Below are 19,320 nucleotides of genomic sequence, written 5' to 3' on the forward strand. Positions count from 1 at the left end.
GAAAAGAACGGAGGCGGGGGGACCCTCGTCCACCCCCGCCTCCGCCCGGTCATCAACCGGCGGTGCAGGCCCGCCCGTTCAGCTTCACAGTGCCCGGGTCCGCCGCCGGACCCGTGCGGCTGCTGTTGAACCCGAAGTCGATCGAGGCTCCGGGGGCCAGCGTCCGGTTCCAGGACAGCGGGGTGGCGGTCACCGTCCGCCCGTACTGGCCGATGTCGGCGCTCCAGGTGTGGCTGAGCTTCTGGTCACCGGGCAGCAGCCAGGTCAGCGACCACGGGGTGACGGCCTTGCTGCCCGTGTTCTTCACCGTGACCGTGGTGGTCGAGCCGGTGTTCCACGGGTGCGAGGAGTACGTGACCCTGCAGGCCCGCTCCGGACCCGTGGCGTCGCCCGCGTCGTCCAGGTAGGAGGCGATGTAGGCCAGCGGGGCGTTCCAGTTCACGGCGACCTCGTTGGTGGCGTACGAGCCGTTGTCGTCCAGGTAGCACATCGCGGCCGCGCACCCCTTGAGCTTCGCGGCGGCCTCCGGGTCGCCCGAGGTCGGCGCGGTCAGGTTGGGCCCGCCCGCGAGGGACCCGGCCGGCGGGTGCGGCAGGGACGGGTCGGACTCGTGCGCCCAGAACCGGTGGTGCTGGTTCTGCGAGTACCGCTCGCCGTAGCCGGTGACGTACGACTGGTTGAGCGGATTGCGCCCGAAGAGGTAGTCAGCGCCGCGCAGGACCGCGTCCCGGTAACCGGTGTCACCGGTGAGGTCGGCGGCGGTCGCCAGCACGATCATGTTGTTCAGGACCTGGCTGTTCGAACCCCAGGCGTAGTTCAGGCCCTCGGGCGCGTACGGCACGCCGTACAGCTGGACCTCGGTCTGTGCCCGGTACTGGTCGGCGGCGGTCGTCACGACGTTCCGTACGTCCGCGAGCTGGGCGGCCGTCAGGTCGTTCGGCACCGTGGCCAGGGTCAGCACGCCGAGCCCGGCGGTGCCGCCCCACCACATCCCGCCGTCGGCGGGGAAGGCCGCGTCCACGTCGCCGTGCACCGGCGAGTCCAGCAGCGCCTGGCGGTACGTGTCCTTGCCGGTCGTGGTGAACAGCTCGGCGGCGGCCCAGTAGAACTCGTCGCTCACGTCGTTGTCCTCGTACGTCCCGCCCCCGACGCCGTCGGCCGGGCTGGCGTACACCGCCGGGTGCGCCTTCGCCGCGGCCCACGCCGTCTCGGCGGCGGTACGGCACTGGGCGGCGAACTCCGCGTCGAACGGGGCGTAGAGCCGGGCGCACTGGGCGGCCGTCGCGGCGAGGTTGAGGGTCGCGGCGGTCGTCGGCGGGTGCAGTTCGCGCTGTTCCGGGTCGAGTTCGGGCCGCATCGGGATACCGGTCCAGTTGGCGTCGTGCACCTTGTGGTGGGCCATGCCCGCCAGCGGCTGCCCGGCCGGGACCTGCATGCGCATCAGGAACTCCAGTTCCCAGCGCGCCTCGTCCAGGATGTCCGGCACGTCGTTGCCGTGCTCGGGCACCCGCAGCGCGCCGTCGCCCAGCTCGGCCGCCTCCGCGCCGTCGGCGGTCAGCGTGCGCTCGTAGGTGTCCATCAGCTCGGCGACCGCGATGCCGCCGTTCACGACGTACTTGCCGTGGTCCCCGGCGTCGTACCAGCCGCCGCGCACGTCGAGCCGGTAGTCGCAGACGCCCGCCTGGCAGGGCACGTCGGTGTCGCCCTTGTTGGGCGCCACACCGAGGTGCCCGGCCGGTCGCGCGTACTCCTCGCCGACCAGGTCCGCGTCGATCGCGATGCCGCTGCGGTTCTGGTAGAAGTACGCCAGCGAGTCGGACCGGAGACTGTCGTAGAGGTCCGCCCGGATCGAGAAGGGCTCGCTGACCTGCCCGTCCGCCGCGATCGTGAAGCCGTCGCCGGTGGCGGTGGCGTCGCTGAAGTCGAAGGTGTGCACGTTCTGCCGCGAGGTCGGGTCCTCGCCGCCCGGGGTGGTCGTCCCGCTCGCGACGGTCGTCCCGTCGGCCGCCTTCAGCGCCCACGGCAGCGGGTCGGTCTCGTCGGTGACCAGGGTGCCGGTCTTGGGGCCCTTGGGCAGGTAGCCGACCTGGTTGACGCGTACGGGTGACCCGGTGTCCGGCTCGTACACGGGCGGCTCGGCGCCCCCGCGCAGCGACACGTCGTCCACGCAGAAGGTGGCCGCCTTCGCGCCGCCGCCGACCTGGAAGGCCACCTGCGCGGCGTCCTGATCGGCGGACGCCGTGAAGACGTGCGTGTGGACGGCCGCCTCGGCCCCGATCTGATCCGTCGCGGACAGGTCGGCGGTGTACGGGTCGGTCGCCATCTGCACGTTGGTGTGAATGGACAGCGGTACGGTCGAACTCGCCGTGTACGTAAGGGTGTACGCCTCCCCCGCGACGAGCGGGATGTCGTTCTGCCCGACGATCGCGTCCCACGGATTGGCGGTCCCGCCCGGCACGTCGGCACACAACCGCCCGTCCACCACGGCGACCGGCGCATTGGCCGTCGACCACCAGGGCGCGGATCCCGCGGAGAAGTCACCGTTGACGATCTGCTCCGGAGCGGGGTCGCCGTCGGCGGCGACGGCCCCGGGCGCGGCGAGGATGCCGCCACAGAGGGCGGCAACGGCCAGCACGCCGAGCGCACGGCGTCTGCGCCGGAGGGAGGAGGGGGGTGGGGAGGCGTTCACCAGGGGCCTTTCGTCGTGGGGACGGAAGAAAATGATGGGAGCGCTCCCACAGCAGACGGGCATGCCGGGGAGACGCGTTATGGGAGCGTTCCCATCACCGCGAGGCCATTGTGGGACGCGGGGCGCGGGTTGCGCCAGGGTCATGACAGGACCACGTTCCGCCCCGCCGCTTGACCACCCCGGTCCGGGCCAAGGGTTCCGTCCTCAATCGCCGGACGGGCTGGTTTTTCCGGAGCCGCCGGCAAACCCCAGCCCCTCCGGCGCTTGAGGAGCGGGGGCCCGGGAACAAATCCCAGCCCCTCCGGCGCTTGAGGAGCGGGGGCCCGGGGGCAGCGCCCCCGACACCACCACCCGCGCGCGGGGGCCGAACCGGGTGCCGCCAACAACCCCAGCCCCTCCGGCGCTTGAGGAGCAGGGATCCGGGGGCAGCGCCCCGCAGCAACGCCGCGCGACGGGCGCGCCCAGAGGCACCACACCCCCTAGCGGTCGAGCACCGCCCGCCACTCCCGCACCGCACCCGCGGAAACCGGCCCACCCCAGCCCCCCGGCCGCGCCGCACCACCGATGTGCACGGCGTCGATCCCCGCTTCCAGGAGCGCCGGAAGGTGTTCCAGCCGAAGCCCGCCCCCCACAAGAATCCGCGGCTCGTACCCGGGCTCCCCCGCCCGCCCCGCCTCAGCCACCAACGTAGGTATCCCGGCGTCCACGCCCGCCGCCGCCCCGGCCGTCAGATACGTGTCCAGCCCCGGCAGATCCGCCAGCGACTTGCGCAGCGCGTCCCGGTCCGCCGCCCGGTCGATCGCCCGGTGGAACGTCCACCGGCAGCCGTCCAGCACGGCGACGAGCCGTTCGACCGCGACCAGGTCCGGGTTCCCGTCGGAGTCCAGGAAGCCGAGGACGAACTCGTCCGCCCCCTCCGCCCGCAGCTCCCGCGCCTTGCGTACGAGTATCTCGACGTCACCGGCCGCGAAGCCGTCCGCGACCCTGAGCATCACCCGAAGCGGAATGTCCACCGCGGCGCGGATCGCCGCGAAGGTCGCACAGGACGGGGTGAGGCCGTCCGCCGCCATGTCGGTGACCAGCTCAAGCCGGTCCGCACCACCCGCCTGGGCAGCGACCGCGTCCTCCGCGTCGAGAGCGATCACCTCCAGGACTGCACGGTTGCTCATGGGATCCCAATCCTCCAGGAAGCAGCTACAGGTCTAGTCCAATGGCCCAGCCTACGGGGCGGTAGGCCGACGGCGCAGCCCTGACCGTGAACGTGAAGATACGCGAGCCCGAACGGCCGACGGGCGAGCGACCGGCGCGGCCCGCGCACCCGCCGAGGATCACCCTTGCTTCGACATAGGGGGTGGGGGTATACATGGGATCAGAGACAGATACCCCCAGGGGGTACCCACGACGGGGTGCCCAGGGACCACGAGGAGGGCCCGTGTCAGCGCACACCGCACACCCCGCAACGGCCGAGGTCGAGCTGGCCATCGGCGGCATGACCTGCGCCTCCTGCGCGGCCCGCATCGAGAAGAAGCTCAACCGGATGGACGGCGTCACGGCCACCGTGAACTACGCCACGGAGAAGGCACACGTCACCTACGACGGCGCCGCCGCCTCCGTACAGGACCTCGTGGCCACGGTCGAGAGGACCGGCTACACCGCGCACGAACCCGCACCCCCGGCACGTACGGCGGAGGAGGCGGCGACACCCGCCCCGCCGGAGGCCGACCCCCTGCGGCAGCGACTCGTCACGGCCGTGCTGCTCGCCGTGCCGGTGGTCGCGATGTCGATGATCCCGGCGCTCCAGTTCGACAACTGGCAGTGGCTGGCCCTCACCCTCACCGCCCCCGTCGTCACGTACGCGGGCTGGCCGTTCCACCGGGCCGCGTGGACGAACGCGCGGCATGGCGCGGCGACGATGGACACGCTGATCTCGCTCGGCACGTCCGCCGCGTTCCTGTGGTCGCTGTGGGCGCTGTTCTTCGGCACCGCCGGGATGACCGGCATGACGCACCCCTTCGAGCTGACCATCGGCCGCAGCGACGGCGCGGGGAACATCTATCTGGAGGCGGCGGCCGGCGTCACCGCGTTCATCCTGGCCGGGCGTTACTTCGAGGCACGGTCGAAGCGGAAGGCGGGCGCCGCGCTGAAGGCGCTCCTCGAACTGGGCGCGAAGGAGGTCACCGTCCTGCGCGACGGCCGCGAGGTGACCGTGGACACGGCGGACCTCCACGTCGGCGACCGCTTCCTCGTGCGCCCCGGCGAGAAGATCGCCACGGACGGCACCGTGGTCGAGGGCACCTCGGCCGTGGACGCGTCCATGCTCACCGGCGAGTCCGTCCCGGTCGAGGTCGGCGTCGGCGACACGGTGACCGGCGCGACGCTCAACGCGGGCGGCCGCCTCGTGGTCGAGGCGACCCGCGTCGGCGCGGACACGCAGCTCGCCCGGATGGCGAAGCTCGTCGAGGACGCGCAGAACGGCAAGGCGGCGGCGCAGCGGCTCGCGGACCGGATCTCGGCGGTGTTCGTCCCCGTGGTCATCGCCCTCGCCCTGGGCACGCTGGGCTTCTGGCTGGCGGACGGCGCGGGGATCACGGCCGCGTTCACGGCGGCGGTGGCGGTCCTGATCATCGCCTGCCCCTGCGCCCTCGGCCTCGCCACCCCCACCGCCCTCATGGTCGGCACCGGGCGCGGCGCCCAGCTCGGCATCCTCATCAAGGGCCCCGAAGTCCTGGAATCCACCCGCCGGGTCGACACGATCGTCCTCGACAAGACGGGCACGGTCACCACGGGCCGCATGACCCTCCAGACCGTCCACACGGCCCCCGGAACCACCGAGTCGGACGCCCTGCGCCTCGCCGGAGCCCTGGAACACGCCTCCGAACACCCCATCGCCCAGGCGGTGGCGACCGGTGCCGCGGAACGCACCGGCGCCGCGCTTCCCTCTCCGGAGGACTTCGCGAACGTCCCCGGCCTGGGCGTGCAGGGCGTGGTCGAAGGTCACGCGGTCCTCGTCGGCCGTGAGCAGCTCCTCGCGGAGTGGGAGATACGCCTCCCGGCGGACCTGGCCGCCCGCAAGGCCGAGGCGGAGGCCGCGGGCCGCACGGCGATCGCGGTCGCCTGGGACGGCGAGGCGCGCGCGGTGTTCGAGGTGGCCGACGCGGTGAAGGACACCAGCGCGGAGGCGATCACCCGCCTGCGCCGCCTGGGCCTGACCCCCATCCTGCTGACCGGCGACAACCGGGCGGTGGCGGAGTCGGTCGCGGCCGAGGTCGGGATCGGCGAGGTGTACGCGGAGGTCATGCCGCAGGACAAGGTGGACGTCGTCAAGCGCCTCCAGGCGGAGGGCCGCTCGGTGGCGATGGTCGGCGACGGTGTGAACGACGCCGCAGCGCTGGCCCAGGCCGACCTGGGCCTGGCGATGGGCACGGGCACGGACGCGGCGATCGAGGCGGGCGACCTGACCCTGGTCCGCGGCGACCTCCGCGCGGCCCCGGACGCGATCCGCCTGGCGCGCCGGACCCTGAGCACGATCCGGACGAACCTGTTCTGGGCCTTCGCGTACAACGTGGCGGCGCTCCCGCTGGCCGCGGCGGGCCTGCTGAACCCGATGATCGCGGGCGCGGCGATGGCCTTCTCCTCGGTCTTCGTGGTCGGCAACTCCTTGCGCCTGCGGAGGTTCCGGGGCACGTACAGCCCGACCGACAGCCCCAGCCCGTCCGACACCCCCAGCCCGTCCGGCGTTTGAGGACGGAACCGTTGCCCCGGTGGGGGGGCGCACCAGGAGTCCGGGGTGCCCGGGGAGCCGCCTACGCCCCCATCCGCGCCTCCAGGCGCCCCCGCACCCCCGGCCACTCCTCCCCCGTAATGGAGAAGATCGCCGAATCCCGCAACCGCCCCTCCTCACCCGGCACCCACGACGGGGACCAGTTCCGCAGGACGCCCTCGAAGGTGGCGCCCACGGACTGGATCGCGGCCCGCGAACGCTGGTTGCGGGCATCGGTCTTGAGGTCCACGCGCGAGACGCCCCACTCCTCGAACGCGTGGCGGAAGAGCAGGTACTTGGACTCGGTGTTCACCCCGGTGCCCTGCGCGGACGCGGCGAGCCAGGTGAAGCCGACCTCGATGGCGGTGAGACTGCCGTCGTCCATCCAGCAGCGCGGCTCCCAGAAGGCCGTCGCCCCGACGACCCGCCCGGACCCCCGGTCCACCTGCACGTAGGGGGCCAGCTTCCCCGCAGCGGCGCGCCCCAGCTGGGCGTCGATGTACCCCTCCACCTCCCCGGGCCCGGGCACCCAGGTGAACCCGTACGAGTCCCGGTTCTCCTGCCCGGCCCGCAACAGCCCCTCCGCGTGCCGGTGTTCGAGCGGTTCGAGCCGCACCCGAGAACCTTCCAGAACCGGCCCCACCAGCACGAAAGCCACAGCTCCCCCATCCACAGTCACGAATAAACGGGCCCGAGCCCGTGCGTACGTTCCCAGAGCCCGCCCCCCGTGTCGCCCGAATAAGCCCGCCGCACGACCCCACAACCTCAACCCCCCGAGCCGAAGCCCCGCCCCGCCCCGCCCGAACGCATCCTGCCTCACCCCCCGTTGTCAGTCCCCCCGCCTACGCTCACCGCATGACTTTGATCGACAGTTCGTGCGTGTTCCCGGACCACGAGGTCAACCTCGTGTTCGCCCGGGGGGTGTCCCGGTCCGCGCTCGTGGCAGGGCTGCGGGAGCAGAATCGCGAGGCGCTTGCCGAGGGGGAGGCAGGGGGTTGGGCATGGGCGGTCCATGACATGGCCAACTGGGAGACCGAGGACTACGACAACATCGACTACACCCGCCTCTGCGCGTCCGGCGGCGAGATCGCGGTCCTCGTGACCGAGCCGTGCAGCGCCAAGGCGCACGGGCCGGACTTCACGTATCTGCGCGACGGGAAATGGATGGTCCACTTCAGCTTCGAGAACGTGGAACAGCGCGTCGGCGACAACCCCGACTACATGTCCGCCGAACTGCTCGCGGCGAACCTCATAGGCCCCGACGCGGAATGCCTCGCCTGGGAGACCGATCCGAGCCACGACTGCGACGAGCACGACTCCGACAAGGAGGAGCGGATCATGCGCGCGATAGCCGCCTGCTTCGGCCTCCCCTCGCCGCCGCTGGCCCAGGAGGTGGCGTCGGCATGACCGCACCCTTCATCGCACCGGACACCTTCGTCACATACGCCAGGGGCCTCGACCTTCCCGCCCTGAGCGGGATCTACACGGACCTCGGCCTCCCCGCCCGTACGCAGGGCGCATCCGACGGCTGGGCCTGGCTGACGCACGACGCGGCCACCTACAAGGGCGGCGACGTCGCGACCCAGGCGGGTTTCCTCACCGGATTCCGTTACGAGGAACGCTTCGGCCGCCCCAATCCCGTGGAGACCGTGTTCCTGGCCTCCACCCCGGCCTGCGAGTGCCCGTACGGGCAGAACCTCATGGTCCCGCACTGCGAGGCGCACCCGCTCCAGTTCCTCCACAGCAGGCGCGGCTTCGAGACCACGTACTTCAACATCGGCGCCCGCCGCGAGTCCCGCCGCTCCGGCGACCTGCTCGTACGCGAGTTGCTGGCCGCCGGAATCGTCGGCCGGGAGACCCCGCGTTACGAGACCGAGCCCGGGTTCAACGCGGACGGTGCCGTGACCCTGCGGATCATCGCCGACCACTTCGGCCTGCCCGCCACGGGCTGAGCGGCGGGCGCGCCGCGTTTCAGCCGAAGAGGTTCAGCTCGCCCTCCCGCGCGCCGGCCAGCTCGTACCGCGTGCCGGTCAGCGGCCGGCCGGCGTACAACCGGATCAGCGTCGCCCCGTCCCCGGCGTACCGGCCCCGCTCACGCCCGCCGTCCTCGGGGCCGAGCCGCAGCTCCCCGCCCGCACCGGTCAGCCGGGCGGTGAGCGGGACCGGGCTCCGCTTCCGGGACACCACCGCGAGGAGGTCCAGGGCGGGGGCGAGCCCGGGGCCCGCATAGGCCCCCTCGGCGCCGAACGCCTCCCGCACGTCCCCCGCGTGCACCCACTCGCCGAGCGCGATCCCGTCCATCGCCCCGCCGGCCGCCGCGATGACCGCGCCCGCCTCGGTCATCCCGCGCTCCAGCTCGTCCACGACGCGCGTGTTCGTCCAGTCGGCCCGCTCGGCGATGTCCCGGTCGTTGGCCTCGGGGCTGAACACCCCCGGCTCGAACCTGCCCTCCACCACCCGCGTCAGCGCGGCCCCGCAGTGCGCGAGCACGTCCCGCACCGTCCAGCCGGGGCAGGCGGTGCGCAACTCGAAGTCGCCGTCTCCCGCCTCTCGCAGCAGCGGCACGAAGACGTCCCGCTCGGTGCGCAGCAGAAGACCGGGCAGTTCCGGATCACGTTCGTCAGCCATGGCCACAACATAACGCCCGCTTCGTAAAGGCGACTTGGGGCGGGCCCGCGCCGCGGCGTCCCGCCGGGCCTACCCTCGTACGCATGACGGACGACCGCGCGCAGTACGAGGAAGCCCTCCGCACCCGCTGGCACGACGCCCTCGTCGCCGCCCGGGGTGGGGTGGACGGCCCCGATCCGCTTCCGTACGCCGAGAATCTGCTCGCCCGCTGGGCCGAGCCGCAGCGCAAGTACCACACGACCGCCCACCTCGCGGCGGTCCTGGACCGGATCGACACGCTCGCCGGGCACGCCGCCGACGCGGACGCCGTACGGCTGGCGGCCTGGTTCCATGACGCGGTGTACCGGCCCGACCGGTCGGAGAACGAGGAGCGCAGCGCGGTGCTCGCCGAGCGGGCGCTCCCGGAGGCCGGGGTGCCGGACGCGGTGACCGGGGAGGTAGCCCGGCTCGTCCGGCTCACCGTCACGCACGACCCGGCCGCCGGCGACACCAACGGCGAGGTGCTGTGCGACGCGGACCTGGCGATCCTCGCGGCGCCGCCGAAGGAGTACGGGGAGTACGCGGCGCAGGTGCGCGAGGAGTACGGCTTCGTGCCGGACGAGGCGTTCCGGGAGGGCCGGGCGGCGGTGCTGCGGCAGCTCCTGGGACTGCCGCAGTTGTTCCGTACGCCGTACGGGATGACGGAGTGGGAGCCGAAGGCGCGGCAGAACCTCCTGACGGAGCTGGAACTGCTCACGCACTGACCTCCTGACCGGAAACGGCCGACGCGCGCCCGGGGAATGTCGCCCGGGGAATGCCGTCCGGGGAATGTCGCCCGGGGAATGTCAGGAACGTTTCCGCTGTTGCCACCTGTCATGCCTGACTCCGCCGTGCGCACCTCTTCCCGTATGCCTCTGGCCGTATACATCCTCGGCCTCTCGGTCTTCGCCCTGGGCACGAGCGAGTTCATGCTCTCCGGGCTGCTGCCCCCGATCGCGGACGACATGGACGTGTCGATTCCGCGCGCCGGACTCCTCATATCCGCGTTCGCGATCGGCATGGTGGTCGGCGCCCCGCTGCTCGCCGTGGCGACACTGCGGCTGCCGCGCCGCACGACGCTCATCGCGCTGATCTCGGTCTTCGGCCTCGGCCAGGTCGCGGGTGCGCTGGCGCCGACGTACGAGGTGCTGTTCGCGTCCCGCGTGGTCAGCGCGTTCGCGTGCGCCGGTTTCTGGGCCGTCGGGGCGGCCGTCGCCATCGCGATGGTGCCGGTGAACGCACGGGCGCGCGCCATGGCGGTGATGATCGGCGGGCTGTCGATCGCGAATGTGCTGGGCGTCCCGCTGGGCGCGTTCCTCGGCGAGAACCTGGGCTGGCGGTCCGCGTTCTGGGCGGTCGGCGCGGCCTCGGCGGTGGCCCTGGTCGGCGTGACGACGCTGATCCCGCGCATCCCGCTGCCGGACGAGAAGCCACAGCTCAAGCGGGAGATGGGCATCTACCGCGACCGTCAGGTGTGGCTGTCGATCGTGATCACCGCGCTCGCCGCGGGCGGCGTGTTCTGCGCGTTCAGCTACCTCGCGCCGCTGCTGACGGACGTCGCCGGCCTGGACTCCGGCTGGGTGCCGACCGTGCTCGCGCTGTTCGGCGTGGGCGCCCTGGTCGGTACGACGATCGGCGGCCGGGTCGCCGACGCGCACCTCTTCGGGGTGCTGCTGAGCGGCATCGCGGCGTCCACGGTGTTCCTGGGGGCGCTGGCGCTGTTCGCGTCGAACCAGGCGGCCGTGATCACGCTGTCGTTCCTGCTGGGCCTGTCGGCGTTCTACACCGCGCCCGCGCTCAACGCCCGGATGTTCAACGTGGCGGGTGCCGCGCCGACGCTGGCGGGGGCGACGACGACCGCCGCGTTCAACCTGGGCAACACGGGCGGCCCGTGGCTCGGCGGCACGGTGATCGACGCGGACTTCGGCTTCGAGGCGACGGCCTGGGCCGGGGCGGCGATGACCGTGGCGGCGCTGGTGGCCGTGGTGGCCTCGCTGCGGCTCCAGCGGGCGCGCGGCTCGGCGGCCTCGCGGCTGGTGGCTCAGGGGGCGGGGGCGCCCAAGGGCGCGCCGGTGGAGTCGACGGAGTGCGCGACGGGCTGAGCCCGAGGGGACAGGCGGGCGGTCAGGGCGCCGGGCGCCCCTTCGGCCGCCGCAGCCCCGCTTCGGTCAGCCGCCGGACCAGCTCCTTCGAGCCGATCTCCCGCGCCCCGGCCCGCACCGCGTCCGCGTACCGCGTGGCCGGGATGTCGTAGTGGTCGCGCTCGAACGCCCGCTCCGGGGCGCCGATGGACGCGGCGAAGGCGTGCAGTTCCTCGAAGGACACATCGCTGACCAGGTGCGACCAGAGCCGCCCGTGTCCGGGCCAGGTCGGCGGGTCGATGTAGAGCGTCATCGCCTCACCGCCGGAGTATGCCGCTGAGCGCGCCGACCGGCGCGACCGCCACCGCGGCCTTGGTGCAGACCCAGTGCGGGTGCGGCCCGAGCTCCGGCTCGACGTCCAGCGCGTGCGGGTCGCCCGCGTCGCAGACCGGGCAGAGAGGCCAGCGGCCATACCGCTCAAGGAGCGCGTCCTGGACGTCCTGGGCGACGAGGCCGGTGACGAACTCCGCGCCCTCCGGCCACTGCTCCACCCACCACCGGCGGTGCGTCACGGCGTCCTCGACCAGGGACACGATCTGCGCCTCGGCGACGTCTCCGGCGGCGAGATCGGCCATGACGAGCGCGCGGGCGGTGTGCAGCGCCTGCTCCAGGCGGTCGGGCCGGTCGGACTCCGGCGGATTCTGCTCCATGCAGCCATTGTCCACCCGTACGGCGGCGTCAACGGCTTCTGCCAAAGGTCACACCAAAGAGGGTTGACGCACCCCGGACTTGAAAATATCTTTCAAAGGTGACCAATGACCTGAAGGAAAGTTTCAGTACGGACTCGCCGCCGGCCCCGGCGGCCCTCGCCGCCAAGGTGCGGACGCTGTCGCCGTCCATGACCCGCTCGATGCAGCGCGTCGCCGAGGCCGTCGCCGGCGACCCGGCGGGCTGCGCCGCCCTGACGGTCACCGGTCTCGCCGAGCTGACGGGCACCAGCGAGGCGACGGTGGTCCGCACCGCCCGCCTCCTGGGCTACCCGGGCTACCGCGACCTGCGCCTCGCACTCGCCGGTCTCGCCGCCCACCAGGAGTCCGGCCGCGCCCCCGCCGTCACCGCGGACATAGCGGTGGACGACCCCATCGCCGACGTGGTCGCCAAGCTGGCCTATGACGAGCAGCAGACCCTCGCCGACACCGCCGCCGGGCTCGACACGGTGCAGCTGGGCGCCGCGGTCGCCGCCGCCGCCACCGCGCGCCGGATCGACATCTACGGCGTGGGCGCGTCCTCCCTCGTCGGCCAGGACCTGGCCCAGAAGCTGTCCCGGATCGGCCTCATCGCCCACTCCCACACGGACCCGCACCTCGCGGTGACCAACGCCGTGCAGCTCCGCTCCGGCGACATGGCCATCGCGATCACGCACTCCGGCTCGACGGGCGACGTCATAGAGCCGCTGCGCGTCGCCTTCGACCGGGGCGCGACGACGGTCGCGATCACCGGCCGCCCCGACGGCCCCGTCACGCAGTACGCGGACCACGTGCTGACGACGTCCACCGCGCGCGAGAGCGAGCTGCGCCCGGCCGCGATGTCGAGCCGCACCAGCCAGCTCCTGGTCGTGGACTGCCTGTTCATAGGCGTCGCCCAGCGTACGTACGAGACGGCCGCCCCGGCCCTCGCCGCCTCCTACGAGGCGCTGGCCCACCGCCACACCCCGCGCCACACCCGCTGACCGTCACCCGGACGCCCTCCGGCAGCGCACCCGCCCCCCGCATCCGCACGCCGTACGAGAAAGCTGAGCCGCCCTCCATGACCTCCCTGACCGACGCCACCCCCGACGGCTACGGCAAGCTGCGCGCCGAGCTCGCGACCCTCACTACCGAGGCGTTCCGCCCCGAGCTCGCCGAGATCGACCGGCTGGCCACCGCGGACATCGCCCGGATCATGAACGGCGAGGACCAGACGGTCCCGTCCGCCGTCGCCGAGCGCCTGCCCGAGATCGCCGCCGCGATCGACGCCACCGCCGAGCGCATGGCCCGCGGCGGCCGGCTGATCTACGCGGGCGCGGGCACCGCGGGCCGGCTGGGCGTGCTGGACGCCAGCGAGTGCCCGCCCACCTTCAACACCGACCCGGCCGACGTCATCGGCCTGATCGCGGGCGGCCCGTCCGCCATGGTCACCGCCGTCGAGGGCGCGGAGGACAGCAAGGAGCTGGCCGCCGCCGACCTGGAGGCGCTGGAGCTCACCGCCGACGACACGGTGGTCGGCATCTCCGCCTCGGGCCGCACGCCGTACGCGATCGGGGCCGTGGAGCACGCCCGCGCGAAGGGCGCCCTGACCCTCGGCCTGTCGTGCAACGCGGACTCCGCGCTGGGCGCCGCCGCCGAGCACCCGATCGAGGTCGTCGTCGGCCCGGAGCTGCTGACCGGCTCCACCCGGCTCAAGGCGGGCACGGCGCAGAAGCTCGTGCTCAACATGATCTCGACCATCACGATGATCCGCCTCGGCAAGACGTACGGGAACCTCATGGTCGACGTGCGTGCTTCCAACGAGAAGCTGCGGGCCCGCTCCCGGCGCATCGTCGCGCTGGCCACGGGCGCGTCCGACGAGGAGATCGAGGCGGCACTCGCCGCCACGGACGGCGAGGTGAAGAACGCCATCCTGACGATCCTCGGCCAGGTCGACGGCCCCACGGCCGCCACCCTCCTGACCGAGTCGGACGGCCACCTCCGCGCCGCGCTCGCCGCCGCCCCCCGCACCACCTGACCTAGGGGGCCTGTCCGGCGGACAGGCCCACCGCACCACCGTCCCCCGCACAGCAAGGCACCACGCACCATGGCTACAGAAGACAAGAACCGCGCCACTGCCGCCGCGATCCTTCCGCTCGTCGGTGGCGCCGCGAACGTCAGCTCCATCGCCCACTGCATGACCCGGCTCCGGCTCGGTCTGCACGACCGTTCGCTCGTCCAGGACGACGCGCTGAAGGCCGTCCCCGCGGTCATGGGCGTGGTCGAGGACGACACGTACCAGATCGTCCTCGGTCCCGGTACGGTCGCCCGCGTCACGCCGGAGTTCGAGAAGCTGGTCGAGGAGGGCAGGGCGGTGGCCCCGGCTCCCGCCTCCGCCCCGGCCCCGGCCGACGCCGCCCCGCTCACGGCGGAGGAGCTGGCCGCGCAGGGCGCCGAGATGAGGGCCGCCCGCAAGGCGAAGAACGCGACGCCGTTCAAGCTGTTCCTGCGCAAGATCGCCAACATCTTCGTGCCGCTGATCCCGGCCCTGATCGGCTGCGGCATCATCGCCGGGCTCAACGGCCTGCTGGTCAACCTCGAATGGCTGCCGTCGGTCACCCCCGCGCTCGCCGCGATGGCCTCCGGCTTCATGGCCCTGATCGCGGTCTTCGTCGGCTACAACACCGCGAAGGAGTTCGGCGGCACGCCGATCCTGGGCGGTGCGGTCGCGGCGATCATCGTCTTCCCGGGCGTCGCGAACATCGAGGCGTTCGGCCAGAAGCTCTCCCCCGGCCAGGGCGGCGTCCTCGGCGCCCTCGGCGCGGCGGTCCTCGCGGTGTACGTGGAGAAGTGGTGCCGCCGCTGGGTGCCGGAGGCGCTGGACGTGCTGGTCACGCCGACGCTGACGGTCCTCATCTCCGGCCTGGTCACGATCTTCGGCCTGATGTACGTGGCCGGTGAGGTCTCCACCGCGATCGGCGACTTCGCCGACTGGCTGCTCTCCAACGGCGGCGCGGGCGCGGGCCTGATCCTGGGCGGCTTCTTCCTCCCGCTCGTCATGCTGGGTCTGCACCAGGCGCTGATCCCGATCCACACCACGCTGATCGAGCAGCAGGGCTACACGGTCCTGCTCCCGATCCTCGCCATGGCCGGTGCCGGCCAGGTCGGCGCGGCCATCGCCACGTACTTCCGCCTCCCGCGCAACGAGTCGATCCGCAAGACCATCAAGTCCGCCCTGCCCGCCGGTTTCCTCGGCGTCGGCGAACCCCTGATCTACGGCGTCTCGCTCCCGCTCGGCCGCCCGTTCATCACGGCCTGCGTGGGCGGCGCGTTCGGCGGCGCGTTCGTCGGCTTCTTCAACCAGCTGGGCGACGCGGTCGGCTCGACGGCGATCGGCCCGTCCGGCTGGGCCCTGTTCCCCCTCCTGGACGGCAACCACGGACTGGGCGCCACGATCGCGATCTACGCGGGCGGCCTCGTCGTCGGCTACCTCGCGGGCTTCCTGGCGACGTACTTCTTCGGCTTCAGCAAGGAACTCCTGGCGGAGTTCAACGTGAGCCAGGAGGAGGCCGCCGCCCCGGCGGCGACTCCGGCCCCGGCCACGCCTTCCGAAACGGCGAAGGCGCCGGCGGCGGTCTGAGACACACGCAGAACGGAGCGGCGGCACCCTTCACCAAGGGGTGCCGCCGCTCCGTCGTCACGGCTCACGACTTGCCGCCACCGAGGGGCATGGCCGAAAAATTGCACCATGGATGGCCGGAAGTCGCCCCCTCCATTGGGAGCCGGCACGGGTCGATGTGAACACCAGCTGATTCAAGCCTGAATCACTCCCGTCCCGCTGGTGACACCCATGCGCGGAGAATCCCTGGGGGGACATTGCCTTCCGCTACACCCGGCCGCTTCGGTCTCGCACACGCGAAGCGCGCGAGACGGATCTCGGCCTGCACCGCACTCGTTCTCGCCGCCGGCATGCTGCTGGCGGCTCCGGCCTCGGCCGACGACGCCTCCAAGGGCTCCGGCGGCCCCGAGACGCCGGCCACAGGCACGAAACCGCGCCTGGACCTGAACGGCAACGGCGACAACGACCTCCTCTACCGAGGCGTGGACGGCGTCCTGTACGTCAAGGCGGGGGGGTTCACCCCCGACTACCCGTTCCGGATCCCCGCCACCGACGAGCGGGAGATGCACAAGGACATCATCGCGATGGGCGACCTCGACGCCAACGGCCCGCCCGCGATCGTCACGCTGTCCCAGACGGGCACGCTCACGCTGTACCCGAGCGCGGGCGAGGAGAGGGCCTCCCCCGCCACCTGGTCCAGTGAGGGCTGGCAGAAGTACAACAAGATCCTTTCCCCCGGTGACCTGACCGGTGACGGCCGCAACGACCTGCTCGCGCGCACGCCCTCCGGGGACGTCTACCTCCACGCCTCCACCGGCGCCATCAAGGGCGAGCCCTTCGCGCCCGCGGTCAAGGTCGCCTCGGGCTGGGAGACGTACGACCAGATCGTCGGCCTCAACGACAGCAACGGTGACGGGTTCGCCGATGTCGTCACCCGCACCAAGGGGGGCGACCTGTACTTCTTCGCGGGCACCGGCGACGCCGCGAAGCCCTTCAAGACGCCGACCAAGAGGATCGGCTACGGCTTCCAGATCTACAACCAGCTCGTGGGTGTCGACGACCTCAACGGAGACGGCCACGGCGACCTCATGGGCCGCCTGCCGAACGGCGACACGTACATCTACCGGTCCACCGGTCAGGGCAGCTTCCGCACGCGTGTCGCCGATGCCTTCGGCTGGCAGAAGGCCGCACTGTTCGTCGGCCAGGGCGGCAACCCCGACTTCGGCAAGCACGAGGCCGTGGGCACCACCGACGACCACCGTTGGTACTGGTACGACTCCAAGAACAACGGACAGTTCGCCTCCCGCGGGCTCCGCAACGTCGCCGAGGCCGGGCCGATGAGGCGGCTCGTCTCCTCCCTCGACGCCGACGGCCGACCCGAGGAACTCTGGGTCAAGGACGGCCGGCTGACCATCGGGGACCACTCCTTCGGCAGCGGCTGGGGCGTCTACGACGATCTCATCGGACCGGGCGACCTGAGCGGTGACGGCAAGGGCGACCTGCTGGCCCGCGACACCAAGGGCGACCTGTACCTGTATCCGGGCAACGGCCTCACCGCGTTCGGTGCCAAGATCAAGGTCGGCTACGGCTACGGCACGTACCGCCACATCGTCGGTGCCGGCGACCTCACCGACGACGGCAGGACCGATGTGGTGGCCGTCGCCAAGGACGGCACGCTCTACCTGTACGCGGGCACGGGCCAGGCGTCCGCGCCTCTGAAGGCGCGCGTGAAGATCGGCTCCGGCTTCGACATCTACAACAAGTTCGCCGCGCCCGGCGACATCAACGGGGACGGCAGGGCCGACCTGGTCGGCGTCAACGGCTACGGCGACCTGTACCGCTACACGTCCACCGGCACCGGCGCGATCACCAAGCGCGTACAGATCGGCTACGGCTTCAACATCTACAACGGCCTGTACTGACCACTGCGCCGCGGCGTCCTCCCCGCGGATGCGCGGGAGGCGCCTTCGGCCGGAGCGGCGGCCCCCTCGGACGAGGGGTGCCGCCGCTTTGCTGTACGCCTCAGACCGGAAAGCCGGGCGACGCGCCGATCGCCGCTCACCGCTGCCGCTGGACCAACCCCAGCAGCACCTCATGCGTCTCCCGGTCCGCGGCCACCACCAACCCGCCCGCGCCCTCGTCCACCGGCAGCCCGTCGATGCCCGTCACCACGCAGCCCGCCGCCTCGCACAGCGCGATGCCCGCCGCGAAGTGGACGCTGTCCAGGCGCAGGCCGGGCCCGCCGTCCGTGAGGTACGCGGCACGCCGCCCCGCCGCCACCCACGCCACGGCCACCGTGCTGGAGACGACGCGCGGCCGGAACCCGGCGACGAACTCCGGGGCCGCCATGAGCTCCACCGCGCGGAAGTCCGGAGCGTGCGGGAACGGCGGGTCCAGGTTCAGGTCCACCAGCTGGGACCCCGCCGAGGGTATGAGGCGGTCGTCCCGCCCGTCCGCCCCCCGCACCCACGCCCCCGCCCCGTCCGTCCAGAAGACCTCGCCGCTGAACGGATCGGCGGAGGCCGCCGCCGTGATCCGGGAGGAGGACGCGTCCCGCAGCGCGACGTTCACCGCGACCAGCATGGTGCCCACCGCGTAGTTGAGCGTCCCGCACAACGGGTCCACCAGCCACCGGCGCGCCGCCCCGGCCGCCCCTCCGGCCCCGCTCTCCTCGCCCGTCACCGCGTCATCGGGGCGCGCCGCGCGCAGTACGTCGAGGACGGCCTCCTCCGCCGCGATGTCGGCGGCCGTGGCGAAGTCACCGCCGCCCTTCTCGTACCGCGTCAGCGACGCCCCGTACATCTCGCGTACGACCGCCGCACCCGCCGACGCGGCCCGGAGGGCCACCTGCGCATCACTGTCCATGGTCACCATCTCCGCAGGCTAACTCCGGTCCCCCACCCACACCATGACCTCCTCGGCCCCCCGCCGGACCGCCTCCTCCCGGTCCCATGCGAGCGCCGCACAGGCCGCCGCGACGTCCGGCGCCTCCGCGTCCAGCACCCCCGTCTCCAGCCAGTCCGCCTGCCCGTCGTCCGCCCCGGCCACCGCGCGGGCCAGCACCCGCACCGCCGCCACCGACCCCACCCGGGCCAGGGCCTCCGCCGTCCGCCGGGTCACCGCCGTATCCTCGGCGTCCAGCAGCAGCCGCGCCAGCGCCTCCGCGACCTCCGGCACCTCCGCGAAGACCGCGAGGTCCCGCCCCGCACGCGCCCGCCCCTCCCACGAGGGAGACGACGCCGCGGCCAAGCCCGCCTCCCACGCGCTCACCTCGGCAACTGCCCTTCCCGGTTGATCTCCGTCACCCGCGCCCGCAGCACCGCCCCCGGCGGCGCCTGCCGTACGGAGTCGGCCGGGCAGTCCCACACCACCCCGCCCCCCGGCGGACGCAGCCGCACGTACGGCCCCACGCGCCCCAGCACCCGTCCGATCCGCCCGTCCCGCACGTCCACCGCGAACGACCCCGGCTCCGGCGTACACGCCTCCAGGCCCTCCCCGCCCGTCACGACCCCGCCGCCTTCTCCTCCAGCACCCGGCTGAGCCGCTGCGCCGCCGCGAGGTTGCAACGCCCCAGGTCCACCAGGACCGCCGGGTCGTCACCCGCACACGAAGCCGCGTCGATCCGCAGCGAGGGCAGCTTCACCCCGGCCCGCGCAAAGCCCTCCTTCAGCAACGCCACCACCTCCTCCGCCTCCCGGATCTTCGCCACTGCCGCTCTGCGCCGTTCCGTTGTCGTCATGATCCATTCCTTCCACGCTGAGTAATGACGATGCATACCCAGAGTGGTAATTCTCTCGCTA

At 72.6% G+C, this 19,320-nt stretch carries 19 protein-coding genes; 9 read left to right on the forward strand and 10 right to left on the reverse strand.

Annotated elements, in window-relative coordinates; translation table 11 throughout:
* Nucleotides 1–52: 52 nt before the first annotated feature.
* Nucleotides 53–2,689 (reverse strand): glycoside hydrolase family 9 protein, encoded by a 2,637-nt coding sequence (locus ACFZAT_RS30210; protein ID WP_391268688.1) that lies wholly within the window; start codon nt 2,687–2,689, stop codon nt 53–55.
* A gap of 479 nt (nt 2,690–3,168) precedes the next feature.
* Nucleotides 3,169–3,858 carry a copper homeostasis protein CutC gene (locus tag ACFZAT_RS30215; RefSeq protein ID WP_391268689.1) on the reverse strand — a complete coding sequence of 230 codons (690 nt, stop codon included), beginning with the start codon at nt 3,856–3,858 and terminating at the stop codon, nt 3,169–3,171.
* Nucleotides 3,859–4,178: 320 nt separating this feature from the next.
* Here ACFZAT_RS30215 and ACFZAT_RS30220 point away from each other — a divergent pair, with 320 nt between their 5' ends.
* Entirely contained in the window at nt 4,179–6,431 is a 2,253-nt protein-coding gene (locus tag ACFZAT_RS30220; protein ID WP_391268833.1) for a heavy metal translocating P-type ATPase, read from the forward strand.
* 61 nt (nt 6,432–6,492) lie between these two features.
* On the opposite strand, the gene ACFZAT_RS30225 is transcribed toward ACFZAT_RS30220, so the two are convergent.
* Nucleotides 6,493–7,107 (reverse strand): GNAT family N-acetyltransferase, encoded by a 615-nt coding sequence (locus tag ACFZAT_RS30225; RefSeq protein ID WP_391268690.1) that lies wholly within the window; start codon nt 7,105–7,107, stop codon nt 6,493–6,495.
* A 197-nt stretch (nt 7,108–7,304) separates the two neighbouring features.
* Here ACFZAT_RS30225 and ACFZAT_RS30230 point away from each other — a divergent pair, with 197 nt between their 5' ends.
* Nucleotides 7,305–7,856, forward strand: a complete 552-nt coding sequence (locus tag ACFZAT_RS30230) for a hypothetical protein (RefSeq protein ID WP_391268691.1) — start codon at nt 7,305–7,307, stop codon at nt 7,854–7,856.
* Complete coding sequence (locus ACFZAT_RS30235) at nt 7,853–8,401, forward strand: hypothetical protein (protein WP_391268692.1); 549 nt, start codon at nt 7,853–7,855, stop codon at nt 8,399–8,401. Before ACFZAT_RS30230 ends, ACFZAT_RS30235 begins: the two co-directional genes overlap by 4 nt.
* A gap of 19 nt (nt 8,402–8,420) precedes the next feature.
* Here ACFZAT_RS30235 and ACFZAT_RS30240 read toward each other — a convergent pair whose 3' ends face one another.
* Nucleotides 8,421–9,077, reverse strand: a complete 657-nt coding sequence (locus ACFZAT_RS30240) for a maleylpyruvate isomerase family mycothiol-dependent enzyme (protein ID WP_391268693.1) — start codon at nt 9,075–9,077, stop codon at nt 8,421–8,423.
* An 83-nt stretch (nt 9,078–9,160) separates the two neighbouring features.
* Here ACFZAT_RS30240 and ACFZAT_RS30245 point away from each other — a divergent pair, with 83 nt between their 5' ends.
* Both ACFZAT_RS30245 and ACFZAT_RS30250 read left to right on the forward strand, forming a co-directional pair.
* Nucleotides 9,161–9,820, forward strand: a complete 660-nt coding sequence (locus ACFZAT_RS30245; protein ID WP_391268694.1) for a hypothetical protein — start codon at nt 9,161–9,163, stop codon at nt 9,818–9,820.
* Between the two features lie 144 nt (nt 9,821–9,964).
* Nucleotides 9,965–11,197, forward strand: a complete 1,233-nt coding sequence (locus ACFZAT_RS30250) for a Cmx/CmrA family chloramphenicol efflux MFS transporter (RefSeq protein WP_391268695.1) — start codon at nt 9,965–9,967, stop codon at nt 11,195–11,197.
* 22 nt (nt 11,198–11,219) lie between these two features.
* Here ACFZAT_RS30250 and ACFZAT_RS30255 read toward each other — a convergent pair whose 3' ends face one another.
* Nucleotides 11,220–11,489: a DUF4031 domain-containing protein gene (locus ACFZAT_RS30255; protein WP_391268696.1), complete on the reverse strand. Its 270-nt coding sequence runs from the start codon at nt 11,487–11,489 to the stop codon at nt 11,220–11,222.
* 4 nt (nt 11,490–11,493) lie between these two features.
* Nucleotides 11,494–11,886 carry a hypothetical protein gene (locus tag ACFZAT_RS30260; RefSeq protein WP_391268697.1) on the reverse strand — a complete coding sequence of 131 codons (393 nt, stop codon included), beginning with the start codon at nt 11,884–11,886 and terminating at the stop codon, nt 11,494–11,496.
* Between the two features lie 98 nt (nt 11,887–11,984).
* Between ACFZAT_RS30260 and ACFZAT_RS30265 the strand changes: the two genes are divergently transcribed.
* From ACFZAT_RS30265 to ACFZAT_RS30280, 4 genes are all read left to right on the forward strand, one after another.
* On the forward strand, nt 11,985–12,905 hold the full coding sequence (locus tag ACFZAT_RS30265; protein ID WP_391268698.1) for an SIS domain-containing protein: 921 nt from the start codon (nt 11,985–11,987) through the stop codon (nt 12,903–12,905).
* 77 nt (nt 12,906–12,982) lie between these two features.
* Nucleotides 12,983–13,939 carry an N-acetylmuramic acid 6-phosphate etherase gene (gene murQ, locus ACFZAT_RS30270; RefSeq protein WP_391268699.1) on the forward strand — a complete coding sequence of 319 codons (957 nt, stop codon included), beginning with the start codon at nt 12,983–12,985 and terminating at the stop codon, nt 13,937–13,939.
* 69 nt (nt 13,940–14,008) lie between these two features.
* Nucleotides 14,009–15,541 carry a PTS transporter subunit EIIC gene (locus ACFZAT_RS30275; protein ID WP_391268700.1) on the forward strand — a complete coding sequence of 511 codons (1,533 nt, stop codon included), beginning with the start codon at nt 14,009–14,011 and terminating at the stop codon, nt 15,539–15,541.
* 329 nt (nt 15,542–15,870) lie between these two features.
* Nucleotides 15,871–17,442 (forward strand): FG-GAP-like repeat-containing protein, encoded by a 1,572-nt coding sequence (locus tag ACFZAT_RS30280; RefSeq protein ID WP_391268835.1) that lies wholly within the window; start codon nt 15,871–15,873, stop codon nt 17,440–17,442.
* Between the two features lie 136 nt (nt 17,443–17,578).
* Here ACFZAT_RS30280 and ACFZAT_RS30285 read toward each other — a convergent pair whose 3' ends face one another.
* The 4 genes from ACFZAT_RS30285 to ACFZAT_RS30300 are packed head-to-tail and all read right to left on the reverse strand — an operon-like array spanning nt 17,579 to nt 19,259.
* Nucleotides 17,579–18,394 (reverse strand): inositol monophosphatase family protein, encoded by an 816-nt coding sequence (locus ACFZAT_RS30285; protein ID WP_391268701.1) that lies wholly within the window; start codon nt 18,392–18,394, stop codon nt 17,579–17,581.
* A 9-nt stretch (nt 18,395–18,403) separates the two neighbouring features.
* A complete protein-coding gene (locus ACFZAT_RS30290; RefSeq protein WP_391268702.1) occupies nt 18,404–18,769 on the reverse strand; it encodes a HEAT repeat domain-containing protein in 366 nt (121 codons plus the stop codon).
* A gap of 17 nt (nt 18,770–18,786) precedes the next feature.
* Nucleotides 18,787–19,026 carry a hypothetical protein gene (locus tag ACFZAT_RS30295; RefSeq protein WP_073964713.1) on the reverse strand — a complete coding sequence of 80 codons (240 nt, stop codon included), beginning with the start codon at nt 19,024–19,026 and terminating at the stop codon, nt 18,787–18,789.
* Entirely contained in the window at nt 19,023–19,259 is a 237-nt protein-coding gene (locus ACFZAT_RS30300) for a hypothetical protein (RefSeq protein ID WP_391268703.1), read from the reverse strand. Before ACFZAT_RS30300 ends, ACFZAT_RS30295 begins: the two co-directional genes overlap by 4 nt.
* Nucleotides 19,260–19,320: the final 61 nt, after the last annotated feature.

This window comes from Streptomyces sp. NPDC008163, assembly GCF_042956885.1.
In the GTDB taxonomy this organism is placed as follows: domain Bacteria; phylum Actinomycetota; class Actinomycetes; order Streptomycetales; family Streptomycetaceae; genus Streptomyces; species Streptomyces drozdowiczii_A.

Excerpts from the sequence above, each read along its gene's own strand:
- ACFZAT_RS30285 (WP_391268701.1), bottom strand. The coding sequence starts at position 18,394 with ATGGTGACCATGGACAGTGATGCGCAGGTGGCCCTCCGGGCCGCGTCG.
- murQ (WP_391268699.1), top strand. The coding sequence starts at position 12,983 with ATGACCTCCCTGACCGACGCCACCCCCGACGGCTACGGCAAGCTGCGC.
- ACFZAT_RS30245 (WP_391268694.1), top strand. The coding sequence starts at position 9,161 with ATGACGGACGACCGCGCGCAGTACGAGGAAGCCCTCCGCACCCGCTGG.
- ACFZAT_RS30220 (WP_391268833.1), top strand. The coding sequence starts at position 4,179 with ATGACCTGCGCCTCCTGCGCGGCCCGCATCGAGAAGAAGCTCAACCGG.
- ACFZAT_RS30250 (WP_391268695.1), top strand. The coding sequence starts at position 9,965 with ATGCCTCTGGCCGTATACATCCTCGGCCTCTCGGTCTTCGCCCTGGGC.
- ACFZAT_RS30215 (WP_391268689.1), bottom strand. The coding sequence starts at position 3,858 with ATGAGCAACCGTGCAGTCCTGGAGGTGATCGCTCTCGACGCGGAGGAC.
- ACFZAT_RS30275 (WP_391268700.1), top strand. The coding sequence starts at position 14,009 with ATGGCTACAGAAGACAAGAACCGCGCCACTGCCGCCGCGATCCTTCCG.
- ACFZAT_RS30260 (WP_391268697.1), bottom strand. The coding sequence starts at position 11,886 with ATGGAGCAGAATCCGCCGGAGTCCGACCGGCCCGACCGCCTGGAGCAG.
- ACFZAT_RS30230 (WP_391268691.1), top strand. The coding sequence starts at position 7,305 with ATGACTTTGATCGACAGTTCGTGCGTGTTCCCGGACCACGAGGTCAAC.
- ACFZAT_RS30280 (WP_391268835.1), top strand. The coding sequence starts at position 15,871 with ATGCTGCTGGCGGCTCCGGCCTCGGCCGACGACGCCTCCAAGGGCTCC.
- ACFZAT_RS30240 (WP_391268693.1), bottom strand. The coding sequence starts at position 9,077 with ATGGCTGACGAACGTGATCCGGAACTGCCCGGTCTTCTGCTGCGCACC.
- ACFZAT_RS30300 (WP_391268703.1), bottom strand. The coding sequence starts at position 19,259 with ATGACGACAACGGAACGGCGCAGAGCGGCAGTGGCGAAGATCCGGGAG.
- ACFZAT_RS30255 (WP_391268696.1), bottom strand. The coding sequence starts at position 11,489 with ATGACGCTCTACATCGACCCGCCGACCTGGCCCGGACACGGGCGGCTC.
- ACFZAT_RS30235 (WP_391268692.1), top strand. The coding sequence starts at position 7,853 with ATGACCGCACCCTTCATCGCACCGGACACCTTCGTCACATACGCCAGG.